Raw genomic sequence first — 23,534 nt, 5'->3', positions numbered from 1 at the left:
TAAGTGACGGACACAGACACTCACGCCGAGTCGGCCGTGATCGTCAAGCGAGTCGACTCCGGCAGCGCAGACACGACCGAAGTACGGGATCTGGCCCGTGCAGCGGGCTACGAGGTCGCCGGCGAGGTGACCCAGACCCGGACCGAAGACCCCGCCTATCACCTGGGGGAAGGGAAAGCCGACGAACTGGCCGCGGTCGTCGCCCGAACCGAGGCGACGGTCGTCATCTTCGACAATCAGCTCGGACCCTACCAGACGTACAACCTCGGGAACAAGCTCCCCCAGGGCGTCCGAATCCTCGATCGATTCCGGCTGATCCTCGAAATTTTCGGCCAGCGCGCCCAGACCCGCAAGGCCCAGTTGCAGGTCGAACTCGCGGAACTTCGGTACGAACTCCCGCGAGCGGAGGCCAAGGCCAGCCTCGCAAAGCGCGACGAGCGCCCGGGCTTCATGGGGCTGGGGGAGTACGACGAGTCGCGCGAGCAGGACATCAAAAATCAGATCGCAAACATCCGCGAGGAGCTGCGCTCGATCGAAGAGACAGAACAACACAGGCGTGAGCAGCGCCGCGAGTCGGGCTTCGATCTGGTCGCGCTGGCGGGCTACACCAACGCCGGGAAGTCGACGCTGTTGCGGCGACTCGCCGCGGATCTGGACGTCGACGCGAACGAGGGTCTCCACCCCGACCTGGACTCGACGGCCGAGAGTCAGGATCGCCTGTTCACGACGCTTGGAACCACTACCCGCCGGGCCGACCTCGACCGCCGGGAGGCGCTCGTGACCGACACCGTCGGGTTCATCTCCGATCTCCCACACTGGCTGGTCGAGTCGTTCAAGTCCACGCTGGACTCGGTCTACCGGGCCGATCTCGTCCTGCTGGTCGTCGACGTCGGCGAGTCTGTCGAGGAGATTCGCGAGAAGCTCGTCACCTCTCACGACACCCTCTACGAGCGCAACGAAGCGCCCATCCTCACTGTTCTGAACAAGATCGACACGGTTGACGACGAGGAACTACAGGAAAAGCGCGAGGCGTTGGCCGCGCTCGCGCCCAATCCGGTCGCAGTCAGTGCGAAAGAGGGGCTCAACATCGATCGGCTGCGCGAGCGGATCGACGAGGCGTTGCCGGCGCTACAGCGTGAGCGGCTCGTGCTCCCGATGACTGACGAGACGATGAGCCTCGTCTCGTGGATCCACGACCACGCCTCCGTTGAAAACGTCGACTACGGCGAGCAGGTCGTCATCGAGTTCGAGGGCCGACCCGCTATCGTCGAGCAGTCACGGGCGAAAGCGGGTGAATTGGTCGAAGCGTCGGCGTGAGTGGCTCGCGGGGCAATTCGCCGCGCGAGTAGAGGGGCTCGCGCGATACTGACATCGCGAGAGTAGAGGGGCTCGCGGGGCAATTCGCCGCGAGAGTAGAGGGGCTCGCGGGGCAATTCTCCGCGCGAGTAGAGTCAGCCTATCGCTGGAGCGACGAGAAGATGTCGCTCAGCCGGCCGGCGTCGCCGGTGACGACGCGGTCGGAGTTGAAGAGTTTGACCGCGAGTGCGACCATGGCGATCGCGAAGACGGCTTCGTAGGCGACGCCGAGGACGATGAGCGTCGAGTCACCGAACATGAGCTGTTTGGGTGCCATCGCGGGGTAGCTGAACGGGATCGCGTAGACGATCGCACGCAGCGGCAGCGACAGCGTCGTGACGTCGAAGAACATCGACACCATCGCAGGTGCGCCGGCCAGCACCGCGAGTGGGAAGACGAGCACCTGCGCGCCTTGCTGGTCGCCGGCGAAGATGCCGAGACAGAGCGCGATCGCCAGCGCCGCGATGATGGCGAAAAAGACTGCCGCCCCGATCAGGACGTAGTCGATCGGCCCCAGCGCGAACGTCTCGGGGAGTCCGGCGCCACCGTCTCCGAGCGACAGCGACGACTGGTAGTACCACAGCGAGACGCTGAGGACGCCCGCGCCGAACAGCCCGACAGACGCACTGCCCACGAGCTTGGCTGCGACGATCGTCCGGCGTGCGACGGGCATCGTCAGCAGCGTTTCGAGGGTCTTGTTCTCGTTTTCGATTCCCATCGAGTTCATCACCATCTGCCCGGAGAAGATGATCACCATCACGATCGCGATCGGGATGAAGATAAACTGCGAGGAGATCGTGTTCGAGAGCACCGCTGGCGAGCGATCCATCCGAACTCCCTTGACGTAGGTGCGTTCGACGCTGGTGACCGGCTCCAGTTGCGCGGGCGTCGCACCGGTGACGTTGGCAGCGATCGCCTGATTGGCCGTCGAGAGCGGCGCGCTTCCCTTGCCCGCTTCGATGATCCCGCCGAGACCGACGTCGTCGACGAGACTGTAGATTTCGAGGCGTCCGGGAACGGACGCGTTCGCGACCCGTTCGGAGAAGTTCCCGGGGATCACGACCACTGCCGAGCCGCCCGCCTTTCGGGTGTCCCGGACGGCCCGGTCGGTCGAGACGTCGGTCTCGCGGTAGGTGACGTTCGTCTGTTGCTCGTAAGTCTCGACCAGCATGTCGGCGTACTGGCCGCTGTCGTTGACGACGAGGCCGACCGACGCCTGCTGGTCGGCCTGGTCCTGGATGCCGCCGAAGCCGGCCCCCATCCCGACGAACAGAACGGGGATGAACAGGATCGGCAGGACGTATCGCGGCCGCAGCAGTTCGCGGGCCTCCTTGCGCACCAGTCGGAGGAAGTCGCTCATGCCGTCACCTCCATGAAGACGTCCTCGAGATTCTCGACGTCGTATTCCGCGACCAGTTCGGTCGGCGATCCGACGGCGACGATCTCGCCCTCGTTGATCAACCCCACGCGGTCACAGAGGTACTCCACTTCCAGCATGTTGTGCGAGGAGAGGATCACACTGCGCTCGGGGCTGGGGTAGTCTTTGATCACCTCGCGGACCTCCCGGGCGTTGCGAACGTCCAGTCCCGAGGTCGGCTCGTCCAGAATCGCGAGCTGTGGCTCGGTCATCAGCGAGCTCGCTAACAGGAGTCGGCGAGTCATCCCTTTGCTGTACTCGCTGGTCTTGTCGGTGATCCGCTCGCCCAGGTCCGCGAGTTCGACGCCGCGCTCGAGTAACTCACCTGGGTCGTCGGCGTAGAACCCGGCGACGAATTGCAGGAACCTGCGCCCGGTCAGGTTCTCGTAGGCTCCGGCCTCCTCGGGTAGGTAGCGGATCGCCTCCCGAACCGCATTTGGGGCGCTCGTCACGTCGGCTCCGAACACCGAAACCTCGCCGTCGTCGGCCGACAGCAGCGTCGACATGATCCGTAGCGTCGTCGACTTACCAGCACCGTTGGGCCCCACGAGCCCGAAGATCTCGTTCGGCGCAACCTGAAACGAAAGATCGCCCAGCGCCTGGACGTCGCCGAATCGCTTTGCTAACCCCTCGACCCGTACTGCAGTGTCGCTCATTGCTATCCGGCGGTACCGCTGCAGAGGGCTTAAAAAGGAACACCGCACTTCAGAGTCAGAAACTCCGTCCCGATCAGGCCCTGAAGCCTTCGAGAACGCCCGCGCCGTCGGTGTTACCCAGATCTTCGAGCGTGGCGCGCTCGGGGTGGGGCATCAGGACCGCGACGTGGTCGCCGCGGTCGCCCGTGACGCCCGCGACGCTGTGTTTCGAGCCGTTGGGATTGGCCTCGGGGGTGACGTTACCCTCGGCGTCACAGTATCGGAAGACGATCCGGTCGTCGGCTTCCAGTTGTTCGAGTCGGTCGTCGTCGACCTCGAAACGGCCCTCGCCGTGAGCGATCGGGAGCTCGATGACGTCGCCTTCTTCGTAGGCAGCCGTCCAGGGCGTGTCGGCGTTCTCGACGCGGAGGTGGACGTGCTCACACTGGAAGCGCGCGCTCTCGTTGGTCGTGAACGCCCCAGGGGTGAGCGAGGACTCCGAGCCGATCTGTGCGCCGTTACAGATACCCAGCACGGGCGTGCCGTCATCCGCGGCCGCCCGAACCTCGTCCATGATCGGCGAGCGAGCGGCCATCGCGCCGGCTCGCAGATAGTCGCCGTAGGAGAACCCGCCGGGGAGGACGATGCCCTCGACCTCGGCGGGGAGGCCGTCCTCGTGCCAGACGAGTTCGGCGTCGACGCCGATCGACTCCAGCGCCTGGACGGCGTCGCGGTCACAGTTGCTGCCGCCGAACCGAATTACTGCGATAGTCATCGGTGGTCGATCTCGACCTCGTAGTCGTGGATGGTCGGGTTCGCGAGCAGGCGTTCGGCCATCGATTCGACGCGCTCGGCAGCGTCGTCGACGGAATCGGCTTCCAGATCGATCTCGAAGTGGTCGGCCGACCGCAGGTCTTCGAGTTCGAACCCGAGGCGTTCGAGCGCGCGCTGGGTCGTCTCGGCTTCGGGGTCAAGGACCCCTGTTTTCAGGCGAACCGTCACCGTCGCGGTGAACTGCGTCATTACTGAAGCGGCCGTGACGACCGATCAAAACGCTTGTGATACTGCCGGCAGCGCGTCGGGAGCGACAATTCCTACAGCGACTGCCAGCCCGTCGGCTGGTCGTCTAGCCCACGGATCCGGACCTCCGCCCCGGTCTCGTCCTCGCGGACGTCCAGGCGGGCGTCGAACGTCTGGGCGATCGTCGCGAAGGCCTCGTCCTCGACGGCGTCGGGGTCGACGCTGAAGACGCCGAGTCCCTCCGCCGTGCGGATCCGGCTGGTGATCGTATGCAAGAATCGGTAGACTGCCCGGAAGTCCTCGGCGTAGACCAGCAGCGTCGAGATCGAACTGAGACCGACCCGGATCTGGGCCAGCCCACTGCCGCGCAGCGACTCGTACAGCGAAGAGAACTCCATCCCGATTCCCGTGAGGTCGCTCGGACTGCCGACGTGTCGGATCGGGGCGTCCTCGGCGTCCTGACCGTGCTGGCTCGCGTCGATAAGACACATCCGTCCGGGGTCGAACGTGTGGCCCAGTCCTTCGTAGGTCTCGGCTACGGTGATCCCGTCGTCGTCGGTAGTGACAAACAGCATGCCCTCCCCCTCGCCGCCGGCCAACAGTTCGTACAGCAAGTCCTGTGTTCGGCCGTGTGGCGGCCCCGTCACGAGTAGGTTCGTCCCGGCCGGGATCGGCTCGAGCGGGAGTCGCTCGAAGACGTACGCTTCGGTCAGTTTCGTCGTCATCGCGCCCCCTGGTGGTCCGGTTTGGGAACCGCGCGTTCGGTCTCTCTGAGCCGTCGCCGGAGCTCGAGTTGCTCCATCAGCTCGTCGGCGAACTTCCGGAGATCCTCGATTTCGCTGTCGGTGTACGATCGCGGCTCGTCGTGGATGAGACAGAGCGCGCCGATCGGCAGTCCGTCGGGAGTCTTCAGCGGGACGCCGGCGTACGAGCGGATGTCCAGTTCTTCGAGGACGTCGACGTCGGCGAATCGACCGTCGGACTGGACGTTCTCGACGATCATGTGGTCGTCTTCGAGCAACGTGTAGGTACAGATCGTATCTTCGCGGTCTAACTGCTCCCAGTCGGCGCCCTTGCAGGCCAGAAAGCGCTCTTCGTGGGCGTCGACGATCCCCGCGAACGCGACGGCGACATCGAAGTGACTGGCGACGAGGTCGCTGAGTCGATCGACGGTCTCTGCGGCTTCGAGGTCGGTGACGTCGTAGCGCTCGATGGCGGCCAGTCGCTCGTCTTCGGTCTCGGGGATCGGATAGGCGAGTTGGCTGCGCTGGCTGACGACGTTGCTGATCAACCGTGCCAGGGCCGTCACGGAGTCGGGGATCTCCTTGGGGAGGTACTCGACGACGACGCTGCCGAACGCTGCGGTTCGGATCGCGTCCGGCGTCGCGTTCGTATAGAGAATACACGAGAGGTCGGGCTGGTTGTCCCGGATCCACTCGACCAGTTCGAGGCCGGCCCCGTCGGGCAGGTCGTGCTCGGTGACGAGACAGTCGATGGCAGTCGATTCCAGGATGTCCACGGCCTCGTCGATCGTCGCACACGTCTCGACTGATGCGTCGACGAGCGGCGAGACTTCGAGGTCCGTGGCCGTCTCCAGCCGGGCGTCGTCGTCGGGATCGACGTAGAGGACGGACACGGGGTCTGCGTCCGGCATAGGTCTCATTGACGTTCCCAGCCGTATAGCTCTGCTGTCCCGAACCGGAAACGCGAAGCGTTTTTGCGTGGTGACGAAGTCATTTCAGGCAATGACTCTCCACAGCCGCCCGCGGGGTGATGCTCGTGACGCGTGAGAAGTACACCGAGATCACGGTCGTCGGCGAGGACGACACCGGGTTGATCGCGAACGTTACCTCGCTGTTGTTCGAGCGCGGCGTCAACATCGAAGACCTCGATCAAGCCGTTCGCGAGGGCGTCTTCCGGATGACCATGCTCGTCGACACTGCCGAGATGGTCTGTACGGAGGCGAAGCTCCGCGACGACCTGAACGACCTCGGCGACGACCTCGGGGTCGACATCAAGGTTCGCTTCCCGAAAGACCGGGAGACCCAGTCGATCGCCGTCATGGTCACCAAGGAATCCCATTGCCTGGAGGCCATCTTCGAAGCCTGGGCCTCCGGCGACCTCGGTGCGGACATCGACGTCGTGATCGGCAACCACTCCGATCTGCAGCCGCTCGCCCAGAAGTACGATGTCCCGTTCCACGACATCGGTGACGAGAAGGGCACGCCCGACGAGGAGGAACTGCTCGACTTGCTGGAGGAGTACGACTCCGATCTGGTCGTGCTCGCGCGGTACATGCGCATACTCTCGCCGGACGTGGTCTTTCGCTACGAGAGCCAGATCATCAACGTCCACCCGAGTCTCCTGCCGGCGTTCCCGGGCGCGTCGGCATATATGCAGGCCATCGAGGAAGGCGTCCGTATCGCAGGCGTCACCGCCCACTACGTGACGACCGACCTCGATCAGGGGCCGATCATCACTCAGCGGGCGTTCAACGTCCCCGACGACGCGACCGAAGAGGAGCTACAGCAGATCGGCCAGCCCCTCGAAGCCGAGGCGCTCATCGAAGCGATCAAACTCCACCTCACTGACGAGGTGTCGGTCCACCGCGGCCGGACGAAACTGCGCGACCCCGAGGACACCGACGCCCAGCTCGGCGCGCCCGAGAAGCTGGATCAGATCAACCCCGATCGGCCGATCGACGGCCTCGGGGAGTTCGTCGCAGGCCAGGAAGACGACGAGGAAGTCGAGGCGGACGACTGAGCACGAGAGTACGGTTCAGGGATCTGTAGAACACCAGTTCCTGCATTTTTCGTCTATCGATGACAGTGGTTCACTGTCCAGTCACGACGCTGTCGGTGAGATCGTCGAGCGTGCGCTCGATCTCGTATTCGGGTGTCGTGACGCGAATGGGAGCGTCTTCGGAGATATCTGCAAATTTGAGCTCCATCGTGTAGCTACCGTCGCCCTCGATCGGCGTGGCCTCGCGCTGACCCGTCGGGTCGTGGAAGGCCCAGGCGCTCTCGCCGGCGTACTCCCGTGCCGTCTGCCCGCGGATCTCGTAGCTCGCGGGTCGATTTTCCACGTCGTTGCCGGCGACGGGATAGCCCCGGTCGTACCAGGTCCAGAACCCCTCGTCGATGACGGCGACGTTCTCGAAACCGTTCTCGATCAGCGTGGACGCCCGAATCGACGAGAGGTGGTGCGGACAGCCACAGTAGGCGACGATCGTGGTATCTTTCGGCCATTCGGAGACTGGACCGCCTTCGAAATCGCTTCTGGCGGTACTCAACACCGCCCCCTCGACGTGGGACGCTTCGTACGAGGTTCGGCCGCGGGCGTCGGCGAACCGCACCTCGTCGTTCTGGAACCACTCGTAGGTCGTCTCGACTGGTGCGAGCGGGACCTCGTAGCCGTTGGTAGTCGTCGTCTCGAAGTCGTCGACGAACGACGACTGATTTTTGTCGTCGCCCCCGAGACAGCCGGCCACCGCCGCGACGCCCCCACTCGCCAGAAACGCACGTCGTTTCATTGCGCTGTCCTACCTGGGGGAATCTTGAGTACCTGACGCTTCGCGTCGGAAGAATTATAGATTACGGACGGTTTCGACGGCTTCCTCGATGGACGGGGCGTCGAAGACTGCCCGTCCCACGTAGGCGTTCGTGCCGGCACAGTACAGGTCACGGGCGGCCTGGATCACATCGTCCGCCAGTGGCGCTGGCTGGCGCTCACACAGCGACTTCCAGTCGGCGACATCCTGTTCGTCGGCAGCGACTTTCGCTTCGGAGACGGCCTCGACCCACTCTGGCTGGGTGCGCTTGTGGTACTGGCGGATGACCTCCTTGGAAACCTCCTGGCCGTCGTAGGCGAAGCGGTTCTCGTCGAAGGTCCCGACGACGTCGGCGACGCGAATCTCGCCGTTGTAATACAGACACTCGATCTTTCCGTCCTCGTGGACGAACCCGGTATCGGCGGCGCGCTCGTTGAGGATGTGATTGACCGACAGCGCCAGTTCCTCCAGGCGCTCGATGTCGGCTTTGCCCGCGATCCGGTCGGCTTCCTCGCGGTCGAGGTAGCGATCCTGCTCCTCGTACTTCGTGGAGAACTCGACGACCGGTTCGGGTAATTCGACGACTTCCTCGGGCCACGTCTCGACATCGAGGCCGTGATCGCTCGGCTCGGTTCGCGTGCGCAGCGAGGAGCCGACGGGGACGGTGTTTCGGAAGACGATCTCCAGCGGGATCAGGTAGTTCGCGCCCGCCGCGTCGTGATAGGCGTCGTAGTCGTAGTCGGTTCCCACGTTCGGGAGGTCCGGGACCTGCGTGAGCGAGATGGCCATCTCACGGGGGCGGTGACCGGCGTCGAGCGCCTCGTGGAGATCGATTGGCTCGCCCTTCGCTCGCGGCTGGTCGCCGCTCGCGTTCCCGGCGGTCCGCTGGGCCTCCCCCTCGACGACGCCCTCGTAGTGGGTCGGGATGTGGTTCTGGCCGAGCAACTCGAAGTTGAACGCGCCCATCACACACAGCGACGCGCCTTTCTCGGGGATCTGGTCGGGCATCTTCCCCCAGTCGAACACCGAGTAGTCGTCGGTGAACACGAACGACCCGCGGCCGAACGACTCGGCGGTTGGTTCCTCTTGAATTCGAAAGTCCTTGACGCTCGTCATTGGCAGACCCTTCCACCCCGGCAACCAAAGGGTTTGCACATCGTGGCGGCCACCACAGACGGATCGACTCTGTGGCTACCGAAGACCTATCAGACGGCGCGGTCAGTATTCATGTATGTACGAGGACATCCTCTTCCCGTTCGACGGCAGCGAAGGGGCGGCCGAGACTCTCCATCACGCCGCGGAGATTGCCAACTGGACCGACGGCGAGATCCAGCTGCTGTACGTCGCCGATACGACCGAGTACAGCACCACGCGCGTCCAGTCGACGGTCGTCGACGGACAGGTCGAACACGGCGAAGACGTCCTGGAGACCGCAGCCGAGACCCTCGACTCGCTGGCGGCCGACTACTCGACGGACGTCGTCCAGGGTGCGCCCGCCGAGACGATCGTCGAGTACGCCGAGAAATACGACTACGACGTGATCGTCATGCCGACCCAGGGCCGCCAGGGCCTCTCGCGGTATCTGCTGGGCAGTGTCACCGAGAAAGTGGTCCGGCTCTCGTCGATCCCAGTGCTCACTTCGCGGATGAACCCCGACGACGCGTTCGAGTTCCCATACGAGCAACTCCTGCTGGCGACCGACGGGAGCCAGTCAGCAGAGCACGCGGCCATGCACGGGCTCGATCTCGCGGCGGCGCTCGACGCCACCGTCCACGCGCTCTCGGCCGTCGAGACGGCCGTGATGGGTCCTGACGTCGAGGACGTCACGAACGCCGGCCGGGATGCCGCCGAGGAGGCCGTCGACACAATCGCGAACGCGGCCCAGCGGCGGGGGATCGACGATATCGTCCGGCACGTCGAGGACGGCGCGCCAGCGGAGACGATCCTCGACGTGATCGAAAGCGAGGACATCGACGCGGTCGTGATGGGGACGACCGGCCGCCGCGGGATCACGCGCATCCTGCTGGGGAGCGTCGCCGAGAAGACAGTCCGTTCGGCCCCCGTCCCGGTGATCACTGTTCACGGTCCAGACGAAGCCGAGTGAGTGGTGCGTTCTGAGTCCCTGTGATCGCCGGATCCGGAACGTCTTAGTGAGGCCCAATCGAGCCTCCAGGCGATGGCGAATCTCCCGCTCGACGTGACGATCATCGTCCTCACGACTGGCTTTATCTGGCTCGGGAGTGGGTGGCTCGAAGGTGCGAGTGAGAAGCTCTCGGCCTATTACGGACTCCCCGAGGTCGTCCAGGGATCGATCGTCACGGCGATCGGATCGAGCTTTCCGGAACTCGCGACAGTCGTCGTCGCAGCCGTTACGGTGGGTTCGCTGGAACTCGGCGTCGGTGCGATCGTCGGCTCGGCGATCTTCAACATCCTCGTGATCCCCGCGCTGGCCGGGATCGCGACCGAAGACGACATCGAGTCGAATCGGACGCTCGTCTACAAGGAAGCCCAGTTCTACATGCTCGCGGTGTCGGTACTCGTGATCACCTTCGCGATGGCCGTGATCTACTATCGCGTTCCGACGGTCGAGCACCTCTCCGGAGAGATCACGCGGCCGCTGGCGATGATCCCGATCGCCCTCTACGGGCTGTATCTGTTCATCCAGTATCAGGACACCGCCGAACACGAGGCCGATCCCGAGGCCGGCGCGGGCGTAGACGTCTTGCGTCAGTGGGGACTGCTCCTGGCGGGGTTGGTCGTCATCCTGCTCGCGGTCGAGCGGCTGGTTCACTCGATCGACGTCATCGGGACCGAACTGGGCGTCCCGGAGTTCGTGATGGGCGTGACGATCGCGGCCGGGGCGACTAGTCTCCCGGACGCGCTGGTCAGCCTTCGGGCTGCTCGGGACGGCCGCGGGGTCGCCTCGCTGGCGAACGTTCTCGGTTCGAACACTTTCGACTTGCTCGTGGCGATCCCGGTTGGCGTGCTCATCGTCGGGCCGACGCCGATCAACTTCTCGATGGCCGTCCCGATGTTCGGCGTGTTGACGCTGGCGACGATCCTCCTGTTTACCGTGCTGCGGACCGGACTCGCGCTCTCGACCGTCGAGTCCTACGCGCTGCTCGGGTCGTATATCGCCTTCGTCGCCTGGGTCGTCCTCGAAACCGTGAGTGATGTCGTCGACTACCTACCCAACTAGCGGCTGAAACGGCCGCCGACCCGCGACGTTTTTACGGCTCCCGAGCAAGTCCCGTGCAATGGCCGACCGGGCTTCGACCGGGACGAACGTGCCCCGGAATCGCTTCGAGTTTGCCCACCGTCCCGAAACCGACCAGTCGTTCGAGAACGCGCTTTCGAAGGCTCGCGACGGCACTCGACTGTCTGTCGCTGACGCCATCGCACTCCTCACGACCGGGACCGAGCGCGCGGGGATCGACCGAGAGCGCAAAGAGCAGGTGCTGGAAGCCGCCGACCGCCGCCGCGCCGAGGTTGTCGGCGAGGAAGTCACCGTCGTCGCCAACCTCAACAACAACGTCACCACGGCCTGCAACACCGGCTGTCTGTTCTGTAACTTCAAGGACCGCTCCGAGCAGTTCCTGATAGAGAGCGACAGCGACCACGGCGGATTCACCAAGACGCCCGAACAGAGCCGCGAGATCGTCGCGAGTGCGCTGGAACGCGGGATCTACGAGGTGACGTCTGTCTCGGGACTCCACCCGGCGTTCGCGCTCGATGGCGAGCACCGCGAGATACTCGAATCGAGCGATCGCGGGGATCTGAACTACAAATCTCCGTCCCGGTACGAGACCGATCCCGGAACCTACTGCCAGCAGATCGACGCGATGGACGTCGGCGGCGTGCACGTCCACTCGATGACGCCCGAGGAGGCCGCCCACGCTCGCCGCGGCACCGACTGGGACTACGAGGAAGTCTACCAGCGACTGGCCGAGGCCGGCCTCGATTCGGTTCCGGGAACGGCCGCCGAGATCCTGGTCGACGAAGTCCGGGGCGTGATTTGTCCGGGCAAGATCGACACCCAGGGGTGGCTCGACGCCATCGAAGCGGCCGCCGCGGTCGGGCTGGATACGACGGCGACGATGATGTACGGCCACGTCGAGAACGAGGCCCACCGCGCCCTGCACCTGCAGCGCGTCCGCGAGTTGCAGGATCGGACGGGAGCGATCACTGAATTCGTCCCCCTCTCGTTCGTCCACCGGAACACCCCGCTGCACGAGCGCGGGATGGTCGACCGTGGCGCGAGCACCGACGAGGACGAACTGCTGATCGCCGTCTCGCGGCTCTTCCTCGACAACGTCGAGCACATCCAGTCGTCGTGGGTGAAATACGGCGACGCCCAGGGACTGAAGATGCTGACCTGTGGCGCGGACGACTTCATGGGGACGATCCTGAGCGAGGAGATCACCAAGCGCGCCGGCGGGGACTTCGGTGAATATCGCTCCTTCTCGGAGTACGTCGAGATGATCGAGTCGATCGGCCGCATCCCGGTCGAGCGCTCGACCGACTACCGACAGCGTCGTCGGATCGAGGGGCCGCCCTATGGGCCTGTTCTGGGACCGAACGCCGACGGGACGCCGCTGGTCTGAGGGGACGACACGAGAGTTCTGTCCGGAGCAATAAAGTAGATGTAGTGACATCACGTGGACGAATGGCGACGTTAGACGGCCTGTTCACGATCCAGACGTCCGCAGGCCACGAACGAATTTTGAAGTTGAGTCCCGAGACGGCGGAGGTGACACCGGTCGTCGACCTCGACGCCCCATCTCGTTTCGGGCCAAACGCACTTGCGTTCGGTCCAGGCGGGCGCATACTCGGCAACAGTGGCTCGGGGAATTACATCTTCGAAATCGATCCGGAAACCGGCGCAGTCGAGCGCTTACGCTCGATCGGTCCCTCACTCCCCGGGATGGCATTCGTCGACAGCGATACCGTCTACGGACTCGACAACGATAACGACCGATTGGTGCGAGTCGATCCCGAATCTGGTGCGTTGACGACGGTCGGGGGCTTCGGCCGAGATCTCGACCACGTCGGACTCGGGGTCGACTTCGAGACGAAGGAACTCTACGCGGTCGGTGGCCGAGGCGACGGTGATCCCGACCGACTGTACCACGTCGACAAGACCGACGGGTCGGTCACTCCGGTCGGGACGACAGGGGTCGATCTCGATTCTGTCGGCGTCGAGTTCGTTCCTGGGAACGGAAACCTCTACGCCTTGCGTGGCGACGAGCCGGAGACGACGACGCTACGAAAGCTGGATCTCGAAACCGGTGTCGGCGTCGAGATCGGCCCAGTTCCCGTTGGCGGCCTGGCGAACCTCGGTGCGCCCTGGCCCCAGACGACGGTCGAACCCCCGACACCACCGGAGACGGCGACACCAGTTGGAGGTGGTGGCTCGACGCCACCGTCGACGCAGACGCCGGTCGATCCTGACGACCTCGACTTCCGTGCGGGATCGACGGTAGAAGTCGACGTCGGCTACGGAAACTACTACGTCGTGACTGATATTCCGGACGCGAACGGACGACCGGCGGTGACGACGACTGACTTCTCGCTCGTCGCTCCGGAGGTCGCTCACGACGCGTTCATCACCGAATCCTGGAAGTCGTTCGGCCCCTCGTTGATCGACTGGCAAAAGCAACTCGCAGCGACCAGACGGAGGGCGGGCGAATTTAGAGCACTCGAGTTACTTTCGAAGGCTGTCGATCTCGGCGTCGAGTCACTCGAGACGTACGCACTCGCACAGGTCAACCCGTCACTCGCACTCGGATCTGCCGTCGATCTTTATTTCGAGTCGATCAACTGGGTCAACACGGAGGTCAACGACCCGTACGAAGAAGGGTTCGGGAAGATGACTCGAACACTCGCTGAGTGTCGGAATATCGATGCGTTAGCCGAGGACGTAACTTCTTGGTCGGAATTCAACGAGGGGTTGAATGCGACGGCAGAATTCGCGGTCGCGCTTGACGACATCGCTAGCAATGCAGACAATATCGCCGCTGCTTGGAGCCAGGCGACTTCGAACACGGGAAAGGTAACTGCTTCGCTGACGTCTTACGGTTTACAACAGGCCGCAGCATCGATCTTCGTTGGGGTCGCCGTCGACACGACTGTCACGCAGTTAATCGAAGGCGCACTCGACGCCAACGCCAAAATCACCGCCGCCGCTCACGCACACGAGGTTGCACAGATGACACTGATAGAACGAATCATCGGACTCGAACTGAAGCGGGAAGACGCCGCTATCACGCCTGCTGAGGCGGTCACGCTGACCCGACTCAAGGCTGCTCGATATCAGATGACGGCGCTGCTGGGCGAGATCGTCGCCAAACACTATGATGCTATGTCTGACCTCTGGTCTGGGGTAATCTGGAACGCAGTCGCAAATGCTGAGACCAACGCCAGACAGGCGCGCGAGATGGCCGACTCGAGCAGGCAGACGACCTACTGGACGTGGCGAATGATGGGATACGGTCTGAATCGGGCCGAGAATCGGCTCGAAAATTCACTCAATACTGGACGTGAGACGGCATGAGCGATCGACGAACGGTTCTGAAGGTGCTCGGCCTGGGTGCTGTCGGTGCCGGAGCAGCATACAGTACGGGTGTATTCGATAGTTCCTCACAAGAATCGACGAGTATCGATTCCCCGGCGGAAATGCGCGCTGCTGTCGCGGACGTCGCCCCTGATCAGACGACTCCTTACGCACCCGTAGCTTTCGACTACGAACCGATCGACGTCACCGTCGACGATCCGTACTTCAACCGTGTCGTCGCAGAGCCAGCGGCAGATGGCGACTTGCTCCGGATCGACCAGACCAACGGGGAACCTGCGGTGGTCCTCGCGGTACTGCGTGGAATCTGGACTATCGGGACCGATGAGACCGTCGAGGCGACTGTCGGCTCAGAAACGGTGACCCTGGCCGGTGGATCGAGTCCGACGCACTCGTTTGCCGCGCTCCTGGGTCTCACTTCGCTGGACGGACGGCAGAGCGTCGTCGTCGTTCGTGGTCAGACTGTCGAAGACGCCCGCGAACTCGCGACTGATCTGGAGTCGATTGGCCCGTGACCGGCTAGTCGGTGTGTTCCGTCTGCAGAGGATTCTCACCACGTTCCAGCACCGCTCGCAGACGCTCGCCAGCCGCGTCCTCCGCTTCGACGGCGGCTTCGATCCGGTCGGAACACCAGCCGTCGCGATAGTGGTGCTCGTAGACCGGCAGCCGCTCGCGCAGCGGGACGCCGGCTTCGTCGGCGATGTCCTCGAGTTCCTGGATGGCCGGCCAGGCGTACTCGGGATTGATGTGGTCGTCTGTCACCGGCGAGACGCCGCCGAGGTCGTCGATTCCGCAGTCGAGCAACTCCCTCACAGGAGCGAGGTTCGGCGGCGACTGGACGCTCACCTCGGGGGGGAGGGCTGCGCGGGCCATCGCCGTCACGCGGCGCATCGTCTCCAGACTGGGAGAGCCACCGCTCCAGCGCTCGTTCTCGACGACGGGCTGGACGATCACTTCCTGGATGTGGCCGTATCGCTCGTGTAGCTCGCGGATGGCCAGCAGGCTCTCTGCTCTGTGGTGCCAGTCCTCGCCGATCCCCACGAGGATCCCCGTCGTGAACGGGATACCAAGTTCGCCCGCGACTCGAAGGGTATTGAGCCGCTGGCCCGGGGATTTCGCCCGCGGGCCACCGTGAGCCTGTACGTCGGCAGTCGTTTCGAGCATCACGCCCATCGAGGCGTTGACGTCGGCGACCGTCGCCATCTGCTCGCGGGTCTGGTCGCCCGGATTGGCATGGGGGAGCAACCCCTCGTCGAGGGCGATCTCGCAGGCCTCCCGGAGGTACTCGTGGATCGAGTCGTGGCCCCACTCCTCCAGCTGGTCGTGGATCTCGGTGTAGCGGTCGTCGGGGTCGTCCCCGAAGGTGAACAGCGCTTCCGTACAGCCGACCGCCGCGCCGTCACGGCAGATCTCCCGGACTGCCTCGGGTGACAGGAGGCTGGCCTGTCCGGGCGGGTCGTAGTAGGTACAGTACGTACAGGTGTATCGGCAGGCCGTGGTCAGGGGGACGAAGACGTTGCGGGCGAAGGTGAGTTCGGCGGCGGCCTCGACGCTATCCGGCGTGATCGACAGCAGCCGCTCGACGTCGCGCTCGTCGATTTCGATCTCGATGTCGTACGCCTCGCTGCCCGGAAACACGCTCGAAAGTTGCGGATTCGGGGGTAAAAGGATACCCCTCCTCTTGCCTCGGCTTGGTCGGCCGCGTCGGGCGGGGACACGATCCCCCTGCGGGAGTCGGCGTGACCGTTTCGGGGCGTCCAGACGGACTCGTTGAGACGCCCGAACGGTCATCTCCGGTCGGGCCCCGGGAGCAGGGGCCACTGCCAGCGGTGTGCACGGATCCGTGCGTCTGAACGAAGACGCTCGTGTATAAAATGCGTTGTCCAAACTCCGACTCAAATTCGTCTCTATTCCGTCGGAAATCCGTCCGGGATCACTTCTGGTGGACGCGCCAGGTGAGCCAGGACTCCAGCGTGTAGTTGACGAAGAAGCCGACGCCGATCCCGACGAGATTGGCCAGCGGATACCAGACGTCCGTCGTCTCGGTGACGATCACGAGGACGGTCGTCGCGGTGAGCAGGCCACCGATCCGCACGCCGTTCGACGTCACGAGCCGGCGGAGGCGAGCACGCAGCGACGTCTTCCCGAACGTCGAAAAGGTCCAGCGCTCGTTGATCGCGAACATCACCAGATACGAGATCTCCGCGCCGAGCAGTTTCGAGGGGATCAGCGCCCAGCCGGCCAGTCCGTGAAACACCAGCAACAGCGACATGTCCACGGTCGTCCCGACAGTGCCGACGGCCATGAACTGCAGGAGTCGATCCGTGGCGACCAGGCTGCGCAGCCGGTCGCGGAGCACGTACGTCTCCATAGGCTCGCTCGTCAAGCTAGTACCTTGCCCGAACGGAAATATCTTCCTATCCTGTGACAGGACTTGTTGGGAGCTAGTGAAAATCCGGTCAAATAGGCCGAAAACGTCAGGTCAGTCACGTCTGACAGTTGTCACTCCGTCGTCTTCAGCGTGGACATCGAAGCCGTGGTCGACCAGCCAGGCAGCCGCCGCACCTTCTGAATGGAGCAGTACCTCCACGAGGTCGGACGGGTCGTCGACATCCGTCGAGAGTCGAAACGAGTCGACGCTGGTCGTCTCTCGCCCCGCAACTGCCGCACGCTCGCGGTGATCGCGGATCGAGACGCCGTGGTAGTCGACCCGGAAATCGGGGTGGCGTGCGAGGACGACGTTCGTCCCACCGCTCCGGCCAGGGACGAGGACGACTTCGCCCTCGGCCTCGAAGACTCGGTCGAGCGCCTCGGGCGTCGTGAGCGCGAGATCGGCCATGACGACGGTCACGGGTCCGTCGCGCCTCGCCAGCACCGCGTTGATCGCCTCTGAGAGCGAACGGTCGTCCACCTCGACCGGCCACTCGACGTCTATCCCGGCCGTCGCGAGTACGGTTGGTTCGTGCCCGGTCTCCTCGACGGCGCGACAGACGTCATCGAGCATGGCCCGAGCGAAGTCACGTCGCTCGTCGGGATCGAGAACGGGAGCAAGGCGGGTTTTCGGATCGCGGGCGTCGAACGGGACGACGACGTGCATCTACCGGAGTTTGTCGTAGCTGTCCTGCTGGTTACGGTAGTAGTAGACGCCGCCACCGATCAGCGCCAGCACGACGAGCGCGCCCACGCCGTAGAGGATCAGCGTCATCGTGTCCTGGGAGCTTTTGGCCTCGTTCGCTGTCTCTTCTGCTTGTTCGGCGTTCGAGATTGCCTGATCGAAGTTCCCAGTCTCGTAGAAGTCGATGGCGTTCTGCAAGTAGGACTGTGCGTCTGCGTTGTCGGTCCCGCTGACCGCTTCGTCGGCGCTCTGGATCGCGTTCAACGCCTGTTGGCTCTCGTTGGTGTAGTGGTGGATTTGCACCGTCTCGATGGTGCTCTCACCCTGGCCGACGGCCTGGGACAGTTTCGCGGCTTCGAATCGCTGGGGCGGGTCGTACTGGAACTCCTCGACTGGCGGAGCGTCACCGGTGATCGTCACAACCACGTCGGTCACGTTGTCAGCGTTACTGATGCCCGTCTCGAAGGAGTCCTGGCCGGTGTACTCCTCGGTCGTGTTTCCGGCCGGCCGGACCTTCGTCACTTCCCAGCCAGTCACGTTGGTCAGCTGGGTCGTTCCGCGGAGGGTCCACTCGTCGTTGTCCGAGTAGAGATTCGAGAGCGTCACCGAGACGGAGACCTCCTCGCCGACCTGCGCCTCGTCGGGAGCCGAGGTGTCCGAAGCTGTCACCGCCGCGGCAGTACCGACTGCCGCCATCGCGATCACGAGCGCTACCAGTGCCGTCGTGCCTTTAGAAGAGGGGATCAAGCTCATCTTCATCGTCTTCGACCAACTGCTCTAAGTTTTCTTCGCTTTCCTGGCGGATCTCGTCGATATTCTCCTGTGCCTCGATCGCCACTTGCTGGAGTTCCTTGATCCGGGGGACGTTGTGCACGCCCGAGAGCAAGATCACCGAGGCGACGTACGCCGATTCGGAGACGGGGTAGTCGCCACCGCGAACCTCCATGCTCCCGGTCTGCTCTTCGAGCCACTTCCGGCCGCGCTCGATCCCCTTCCGGTTGAGTTCGTTGGGTGGTCCCGACAACACCAGCAGCGCGCGCTCGGCCCCGTCGATCTCACAGGGCAGCGTCAGGCGGCCGAGCGCGGCCTTCCGGACCAGCGAGGTGATCCGGTTGGTCGTGTTCGCGGCCTCCATGCTGTCGTTGGTTGAGTCGCTCTTGAAGCGCGAGAGCAGTCCGCCGTCGGAGCTGTTCTCTACTTCCTCGGCTGCGTATCCCACTGTGGAGACGCCGCCGGAGGCGAGCGTGTTGACGATCTCTGAGGAGTCGACGACGCTCTCGGCGACCTCGCCGTCGCCGGTGACCTCGCCCGCGCCGAAGAGGATGCCGAAGCGCTTGACGATCTCGTCGTTGATCTCGGCGTAGCCCGACTCCATGGACTCGCCGGTCTTGCGCCAGGCGTCGTTGTCGAACACCAGGAGGTTGTCGACCTCCCGGACGAACGTCTGGAAGGATCGGGCGGCGTTGAGCGTGTAGATGCCGCCCTCGTCACTGGAGGGGAGGATACCGAGGCCGTAGACGGGTTCGGTGTAGATCCGCTTGAGATGCTTGGCGAGGACGGGCGAGCCGCCGGAGCCGGTCCCGCCGCCCAGGCCCGCGATGATCAGGAACGCGTCGACTTCGTGGACCGGGATGTTGTCGATGACGCTCTGGATCTCGTCGATGTCCTCCTCGGCGATCTCCGCGCCGAGTTCGTTGTCTGCACCGACCCCGTGGCCCTTCACGCGGGCCTGGCCGATGAGTACGCGATTCTCGTCCGGAACACGTTCGAGTCCGAGCAGGTCTGCCTTGGCGGTGTTGACGGCGACGGCGGAGCGGACGATTCCACTGCCTGTCCGTTCGTCGTATTCGAGGAACTTATCGACGATTTTCCCGCCGGCCTGCCCGAAGCCGATCATCGCGAGCTTCATAGGTGGTTCTCGTGGTAGAAAGAAACGTATAATCATTAAAAGCCTTGTGCCCGTCTATCATTTCTAAGAACAGATACTGCCTGTAAATAATGGTAAAACGACAAGAATTCGGAACGGGTGGCAGATCTTGTCAGGACAGCTCCAGGTAGTCACCGAAGGTCCGCAGCTCCGATTCGTCGATGTCGAAGTGATCGACGTCGTTTTCGGAGATGTTGCTGACTTTCAGGCCGTGGTACTGGTCGCGGTCCATCGGGAATCCGGGGAGGACCCCGAGCGTCGTCAGCCCGATACCTGCAAGCGCCATGGGTAGGGGGACGATCTTCACTGATTTGCCCTCGCTCTCGTAGACCATCTCGGTCACGTCCCGGAGCGTGAGTGTCTCCGGGCCGCCGATCTCGTAGATCTGCCCCGCGCCACTCTCGTCCTCGATCGCGTCGGTCATGATCTCGGCGAGATCGCCGACCCAGATCGGCTGGAAGACCGTCTTCTTGCCGCCACCGGGCAGAGGATACAGCGGGAGGCCCGGCGCGAACAGCTTCTTCAGGCGCTTGGTGAAGGGGACGATCTCGTCACCGTCGCCGAAGACGATCGACGGCCGGAAGATGACCCACTCTAGCCCGGACTCTTTGACGACTTCCTCCGCCCGGCCTTTCGCACGGAGGTAGTGAGTCGGGCCGTTCGGGTCGGCGTCGACGCCGCTCATCTGGACGATCCGATCGACGTCGTGAGCCTCGGCGGCCGTGACGACGTTTTTCGTCCCGCCGAGGTGGACTCTCTCGTGCATCTCGTTGCCGCCGTCGGGCGTGAACAGCGGCGAGAGCGCGACGAGATTGACGACGGCGTCCTGGCCTTCGAACGCGTTCTCGATCGAGTCGTAGTTGGTGACGTCACCGGCGGCCGTGTCGACGGCCCCGGGGAGAACCGACGGATCCGGCTCTCGGGAGAGGCTGGTCACGTCGTGGCCGCGTTCAGCCAGTTCCGCACAGAGGTTCCGTCCCACGAAGCCGTCGCCACCGGTCACGAGTACCTGCATACTCCGTTCGACGGCCGGATACGGTATAAAAATAGCGCGCAAACAGTTTGGGCGAGCGAGAGCGGGTCGCGGACCGATCACGACGGTCTTACAACGTTGCCGCCCGACGTCGGCGTATGCTCGTCACACTGGAGGGGATCGACGGCAGCGGCAAGACAAGCGCCTGGGAGGCGTTAGGCGATGTCTCTCTCGACGCGGAGACGACGTTCACACGCGAGCCGACCGACTCGTGGTACGGTGAGGCCGTCGCGCGCTCGATCAGCGACGACGGCGCGGACTCGCTGGCCGAACTATTCCTATATACCGCAGATCACGCCCACCACCTCTCTTCGGTGATCCGACCCGCACTGCAGCAGGGTGAACTGGTCGTCTCCGATCGGTATTCGGACTCCCGGTACGCCTACCAGGGGGCGACGCTGGCCGACCATCCACGGATCGAGGACGCCCTCTCGTTCGTCCAGCGAATTCACGAACCGTGGACACGCCCCCCGGACCTGACCCTCTACCTCGACGTCGACCCAGAGGTGGGCGCGAAGCGCGCCGGCACGACCAACAAGTTCGAACAGGCCGCGTACCTCCAGCGCGTGGCCGACAACTACGAACGCCTCATCGCAGCTGAACCCGACCGTTTCGTCCGAATCGACGCCGAACAACCACAGGAAGACGTCCAGCAGGCGATCGTCGAAGAGCTCCGACAGCGCCTGTAAACTACATCTCGCCGCGGGCCGTCTCCCCGCAGTTTGGGCACTCCCAGTCGTAGTTGAGTCGTGCCGAACTCACGATCCCATTGCCGTGTTTCTCGACGCGCAGATTCCCCCGTTTCCGAGCGCAGGCGATGTGATAGCCCCCATCGCAGTGTCCGCACGTCTTCTCGGCCCCGCTCCCCCCACAGAACATACACGCGCCTGTCGCTCGATTGACGCTCATGATCTACCATGTTGTTTCTTTACGATCAAAAAACCTCCCCTCGGGGGCAGAAGTATATATTAATTGTATATCTATATAGGCGAACGTGGCCGAAATAGAACCATTCAAGTATTACTCGGTATTGAGTAAACAATGCGAGCAAACGTCGGCTCGCACTGTGCCCGAGAACGATTGCTTCTGACATGGTGATCGGGCCCCCCTGTGCCCCCTCTCTTCGTTTCGGACAGCTCGACACAGCAGCTACGTCGGGACACACCCAATCCTTAATGGCTTTTCACGATAAACTCGGGCTATGTTCGACGAGGCGGAGTTGTCGCGGATTCGCGAGGCAAAGCGCGAGTGGGACGAGGAGACGCTCGATCCCGTGCTCGACTCCTACGGCGAGCGGGCAGACCGCTTCGCGACCGTCTCCAACCACGAGGTCGACCGTCTGTACACCCCGGCAGACATCGCGGATCTCGACTACGACGACCACCTCGGCTTCCCAGGCGAGCCACCGTACACCCGGGGCGTCTATCCGACGATGTATCGCGGGCGAACCTGGACGATGCGCCAGTTCGCTGGCTTCGGCACGGTCGAGGAGACCAACGAGCGCTTTCACTACCTGATCGAGGAGGGTCAGACCGGCCTCTCGACGGCGTTCGACATGCCGACGCTGATGGGGATCGATTCGGACGACGTCATGGCAGAGGGGGAAGTCGGACGCGAGGGCGTCGCCGTCGACACGCTCGCGGACATGGAGATCCTCTTCGACGGGATCGACCTCGCGGACGTCTCGACCTCCTTCACGATCAATCCCTCTGCACCGGTGATCTACGCGATGTACGTCGCGTTGGCCGACCAGCGCGGTGTCCCCCGCGAACAGCTTCGAGGGACCCTCCAGAACGACATGTTCAAGGAGTTCATCGCGCAGAAAGAGTGGGTCATCCCGCCAGAGCCGTCGCTGAAGCTCGTTACCGACGTGATCGAATTTTCGGTAGGGGAGACACCGAAGTTCAAGCCCGTCTCGATCTCGGGCTATCACATCCGGGAAGCCGGGTCGACTGCGATCCAGGAACTGGCCTTTACTCTGGCAGACGGCTTCGCCTACGTCGAGGACTGTATCGACCGCGGGCTGGACGTCGACGAGTTCGCCCCGCAACTCTCGTTTTTCTTCAACAGCCACAACTCGATCTTCGAAGAGGTAGCCAAGTTCCGGGCCGCACGGCGGATCTACGCCCGGGTCATGGACGAGTGGTACGACGCCGACCGCGAGCAGAGCCGCAAGCTCAAGTTCCACACCCAGACTGCGGGGCAGAGCCTGACCGCACAGCAGCCGCTAAACAATGTCGTCCGCGTCACGTTACAGGCACTGGCTGGCGTGCTGGGCGGGACCCAGAGTCTTCACACCAACAGCTACGACGAGGCGCTGGCACTGCCGAGCGAGGACGCCGTCCGCGTCGCGCTTCGCACTCAGCAGATCATCGCCGAGGAGTCGGGCGCGGCCGACATCGTCGACCCGCTGGGCGGGAGTTTCGCCGTCGAGAAACTGACCGACGAGGTCGAACGAGAGGCGATGGACTACATCGAGGAGATCCGCGAGAAAGGAGATGGCTCGATGCGCGAGGGCGTCCTTCGGGGAATCGAGCAGGGCTTTTTCCAGCGGGAGATCCAGGACGCCTCCTACGAGTACCAGCAGCGCGTCGAGGAGGGAGCGGAGACCGTCGTCGGCGTCAACGCCTACACCACGGATGGCGACGAAGACACCGAGATTCTCACAGTCGACGAGTCGGTGCAGGAGCGCCAACGTGAACGCCTCTCGCGGGTCAAAGACGAGCGCGACGATGATGCTGTCCGTGACGCACTGGCGGAGATCGAGGCCGCGATCGAGCGGGCGGACAACACGATGCCCGCGATCGTCGACGCAGTGAAAGCCCAGGCGACGATGGGCGAGGTCATGCGCGTCTTCGAGGGGCACTACGGGACGTATCGCGAGGGCACGGGCGTCGCAGATTGAGGACT

General features: G+C 63.8%; 24 protein-coding genes. 9 read left to right on the top strand and 15 right to left on the bottom strand.

The annotated features are described in order from the left end of the window. The first annotated feature begins 3 nt into the window (after positions 1-3). Positions 4-1,317: a GTPase HflX gene (hflX, locus tag DV733_RS02305; RefSeq protein WP_049993577.1), complete on the top strand. Its 1,314-nt coding sequence runs from the start codon at positions 4-6 to the stop codon at positions 1,315-1,317. 139 nt (positions 1,318-1,456) lie between these two features. On the opposite strand, the gene DV733_RS02300 is transcribed toward hflX, so the two are convergent. The 6 genes from DV733_RS02300 to DV733_RS02275 form a co-directional block, all read right to left on the bottom strand. After that, positions 1,457-2,716, bottom strand: a complete 1,260-nt coding sequence (locus DV733_RS02300; RefSeq protein ID WP_049993576.1) for an ABC transporter permease — start codon at positions 2,714-2,716, stop codon at positions 1,457-1,459. Beyond that, on the bottom strand, positions 2,713-3,429 hold the full coding sequence (locus tag DV733_RS02295) for an ABC transporter ATP-binding protein (protein WP_049993575.1): 717 nt from the start codon (positions 3,427-3,429) through the stop codon (positions 2,713-2,715). The genes DV733_RS02300 and DV733_RS02295 overlap by 4 nt, the downstream gene beginning before the upstream one ends. A gap of 73 nt (positions 3,430-3,502) precedes the next feature. Further along, positions 3,503-4,183 (bottom strand): phosphoribosylformylglycinamidine synthase I, encoded by a 681-nt coding sequence (gene purQ / locus DV733_RS02290; RefSeq protein ID WP_049993574.1) that lies wholly within the window; start codon positions 4,181-4,183, stop codon positions 3,503-3,505. Beyond that, complete coding sequence (gene purS / locus DV733_RS02285) at positions 4,180-4,431, bottom strand: phosphoribosylformylglycinamidine synthase subunit PurS (RefSeq protein WP_049993573.1); 252 nt, start codon at positions 4,429-4,431, stop codon at positions 4,180-4,182. Before purS ends, purQ begins: the two co-directional genes overlap by 4 nt. A 71-nt stretch (positions 4,432-4,502) precedes the next feature. Beyond that, positions 4,503-5,153, bottom strand: coding sequence for a DUF7504 family protein (locus tag DV733_RS02280; protein WP_049993572.1), 651 nt, complete (start codon positions 5,151-5,153; stop codon positions 4,503-4,505). Continuing rightward, positions 5,150-6,082, bottom strand: coding sequence for a GAF domain-containing protein (locus tag DV733_RS02275; protein ID WP_049993571.1), 933 nt, complete (start codon positions 6,080-6,082; stop codon positions 5,150-5,152). Before DV733_RS02275 ends, DV733_RS02280 begins: the two co-directional genes overlap by 4 nt. A 116-nt stretch (positions 6,083-6,198) precedes the next feature. Between DV733_RS02275 and DV733_RS02270 the strand changes: the two genes are divergently transcribed. Next, a complete protein-coding gene (locus tag DV733_RS02270; RefSeq protein ID WP_079979405.1) occupies positions 6,199-7,191 on the top strand; it encodes a formyltetrahydrofolate deformylase in 993 nt (330 codons plus the stop codon). Between the two features lie 70 nt (positions 7,192-7,261). Here DV733_RS02270 and DV733_RS02265 read toward each other — a convergent pair whose 3' ends face one another. Both DV733_RS02265 and DV733_RS02260 read right to left on the bottom strand, forming a co-directional pair. Continuing rightward, a complete protein-coding gene (locus tag DV733_RS02265) occupies positions 7,262-7,960 on the bottom strand; it encodes a rhodanese-like domain-containing protein (RefSeq protein WP_049993569.1) in 699 nt (232 codons plus the stop codon). Between the two features lie 54 nt (positions 7,961-8,014). Then, positions 8,015-9,094 carry a phosphoribosylaminoimidazolesuccinocarboxamide synthase gene (locus DV733_RS02260; RefSeq protein WP_049993568.1) on the bottom strand — a complete coding sequence of 360 codons (1,080 nt, stop codon included), beginning with the start codon at positions 9,092-9,094 and terminating at the stop codon, positions 8,015-8,017. Positions 9,095-9,209: 115 nt separating this feature from the next. On the opposite strand from DV733_RS02260, the gene DV733_RS02255 reads away from it, so the two are divergent. The 5 genes from DV733_RS02255 (at position 9,210) to DV733_RS02235 (ending at position 15,064) form a co-directional block, all read left to right on the top strand. Beyond that, the gene (locus DV733_RS02255; protein WP_049993567.1) at positions 9,210-10,082 is read left to right on the top strand and encodes a universal stress protein; all 873 of its coding nucleotides are present in this window, start codon (positions 9,210-9,212) and stop codon (positions 10,080-10,082) included. A gap of 72 nt (positions 10,083-10,154) precedes the next feature. Further along, on the top strand, positions 10,155-11,177 hold the full coding sequence (locus tag DV733_RS02250; RefSeq protein WP_049993566.1) for a sodium:calcium antiporter: 1,023 nt from the start codon (positions 10,155-10,157) through the stop codon (positions 11,175-11,177). A 58-nt stretch (positions 11,178-11,235) separates the two neighbouring features. Continuing rightward, the gene (cofH, locus tag DV733_RS02245) at positions 11,236-12,582 is read left to right on the top strand and encodes a 7,8-didemethyl-8-hydroxy-5-deazariboflavin synthase subunit CofH (protein ID WP_049993565.1); all 1,347 of its coding nucleotides are present in this window, start codon (positions 11,236-11,238) and stop codon (positions 12,580-12,582) included. 62 nt (positions 12,583-12,644) lie between these two features. After that, a complete protein-coding gene (locus tag DV733_RS02240) occupies positions 12,645-14,531 on the top strand; it encodes an NHL repeat-containing protein (RefSeq protein WP_049993564.1) in 1,887 nt (628 codons plus the stop codon). Further along, the gene (locus DV733_RS02235) at positions 14,528-15,064 is read left to right on the top strand and encodes a hypothetical protein (RefSeq protein ID WP_049993563.1); all 537 of its coding nucleotides are present in this window, start codon (positions 14,528-14,530) and stop codon (positions 15,062-15,064) included. The genes DV733_RS02240 and DV733_RS02235 overlap by 4 nt, the downstream gene beginning before the upstream one ends. Before the next feature lie 4 nt (positions 15,065-15,068). On the opposite strand, the gene cofG is transcribed toward DV733_RS02235, so the two are convergent. The 6 genes from cofG to DV733_RS02205 all read right to left on the bottom strand — a co-directional run bounded on the left by cofG (position 15,069) and on the right by DV733_RS02205 (position 20,606). Next, positions 15,069-16,187, bottom strand: coding sequence for a 7,8-didemethyl-8-hydroxy-5-deazariboflavin synthase subunit CofG (gene cofG / locus DV733_RS02230; protein WP_049993562.1), 1,119 nt, complete (start codon positions 16,185-16,187; stop codon positions 15,069-15,071). A 295-nt stretch (positions 16,188-16,482) separates the two neighbouring features. Further along, positions 16,483-16,920, bottom strand: coding sequence for a GtrA family protein (locus tag DV733_RS02225; protein ID WP_049993561.1), 438 nt, complete (start codon positions 16,918-16,920; stop codon positions 16,483-16,485). A 111-nt stretch (positions 16,921-17,031) separates the two neighbouring features. Further along, positions 17,032-17,646, bottom strand: a complete 615-nt coding sequence (cofC, locus tag DV733_RS02220) for a 2-phospho-L-lactate guanylyltransferase (RefSeq protein WP_049993560.1) — start codon at positions 17,644-17,646, stop codon at positions 17,032-17,034. Next, positions 17,647-18,417, bottom strand: a complete 771-nt coding sequence (locus DV733_RS02215; protein WP_049993559.1) for a PTS lactose/cellobiose transporter subunit IIA — start codon at positions 18,415-18,417, stop codon at positions 17,647-17,649. It abuts the gene before it with no gap. Further along, positions 18,395-19,573, bottom strand: coding sequence for a tubulin/FtsZ family protein (locus DV733_RS02210; RefSeq protein ID WP_049993558.1), 1,179 nt, complete (start codon positions 19,571-19,573; stop codon positions 18,395-18,397). Before DV733_RS02210 ends, DV733_RS02215 begins: the two co-directional genes overlap by 23 nt. Before the next feature lie 130 nt (positions 19,574-19,703). Beyond that, positions 19,704-20,606, bottom strand: coding sequence for a complex I NDUFA9 subunit family protein (locus DV733_RS02205; RefSeq protein WP_049993557.1), 903 nt, complete (start codon positions 20,604-20,606; stop codon positions 19,704-19,706). A 116-nt stretch (positions 20,607-20,722) separates the two neighbouring features. On the opposite strand from DV733_RS02205, the gene tmk reads away from it, so the two are divergent. Next, entirely contained in the window at positions 20,723-21,313 is a 591-nt protein-coding gene (gene tmk / locus DV733_RS02200) for a dTMP kinase (protein WP_049993556.1), read from the top strand. 1 nt (position 21,314) lies between these two features. On the opposite strand, the gene DV733_RS02195 is transcribed toward tmk, so the two are convergent. After that, positions 21,315-21,533: a hypothetical protein gene (locus DV733_RS02195; RefSeq protein WP_049993555.1), complete on the bottom strand. Its 219-nt coding sequence runs from the start codon at positions 21,531-21,533 to the stop codon at positions 21,315-21,317. A gap of 292 nt (positions 21,534-21,825) precedes the next feature. Here DV733_RS02195 and DV733_RS02190 point away from each other — a divergent pair, with 292 nt between their 5' ends. After that, positions 21,826-23,529 carry an acyl-CoA mutase large subunit family protein gene (locus DV733_RS02190; RefSeq protein WP_049993554.1) on the top strand — a complete coding sequence of 568 codons (1,704 nt, stop codon included), beginning with the start codon at positions 21,826-21,828 and terminating at the stop codon, positions 23,527-23,529. Positions 23,530-23,534 lie beyond the last annotated feature (5 nt).

Source organism: Halapricum salinum (assembly GCF_004799665.1).
Classification (GTDB): domain Archaea; phylum Halobacteriota; class Halobacteria; order Halobacteriales; family Haloarculaceae; genus Halapricum; species Halapricum salinum.
This window is presented reverse-complemented; position numbering and strand designations above follow the sequence as displayed.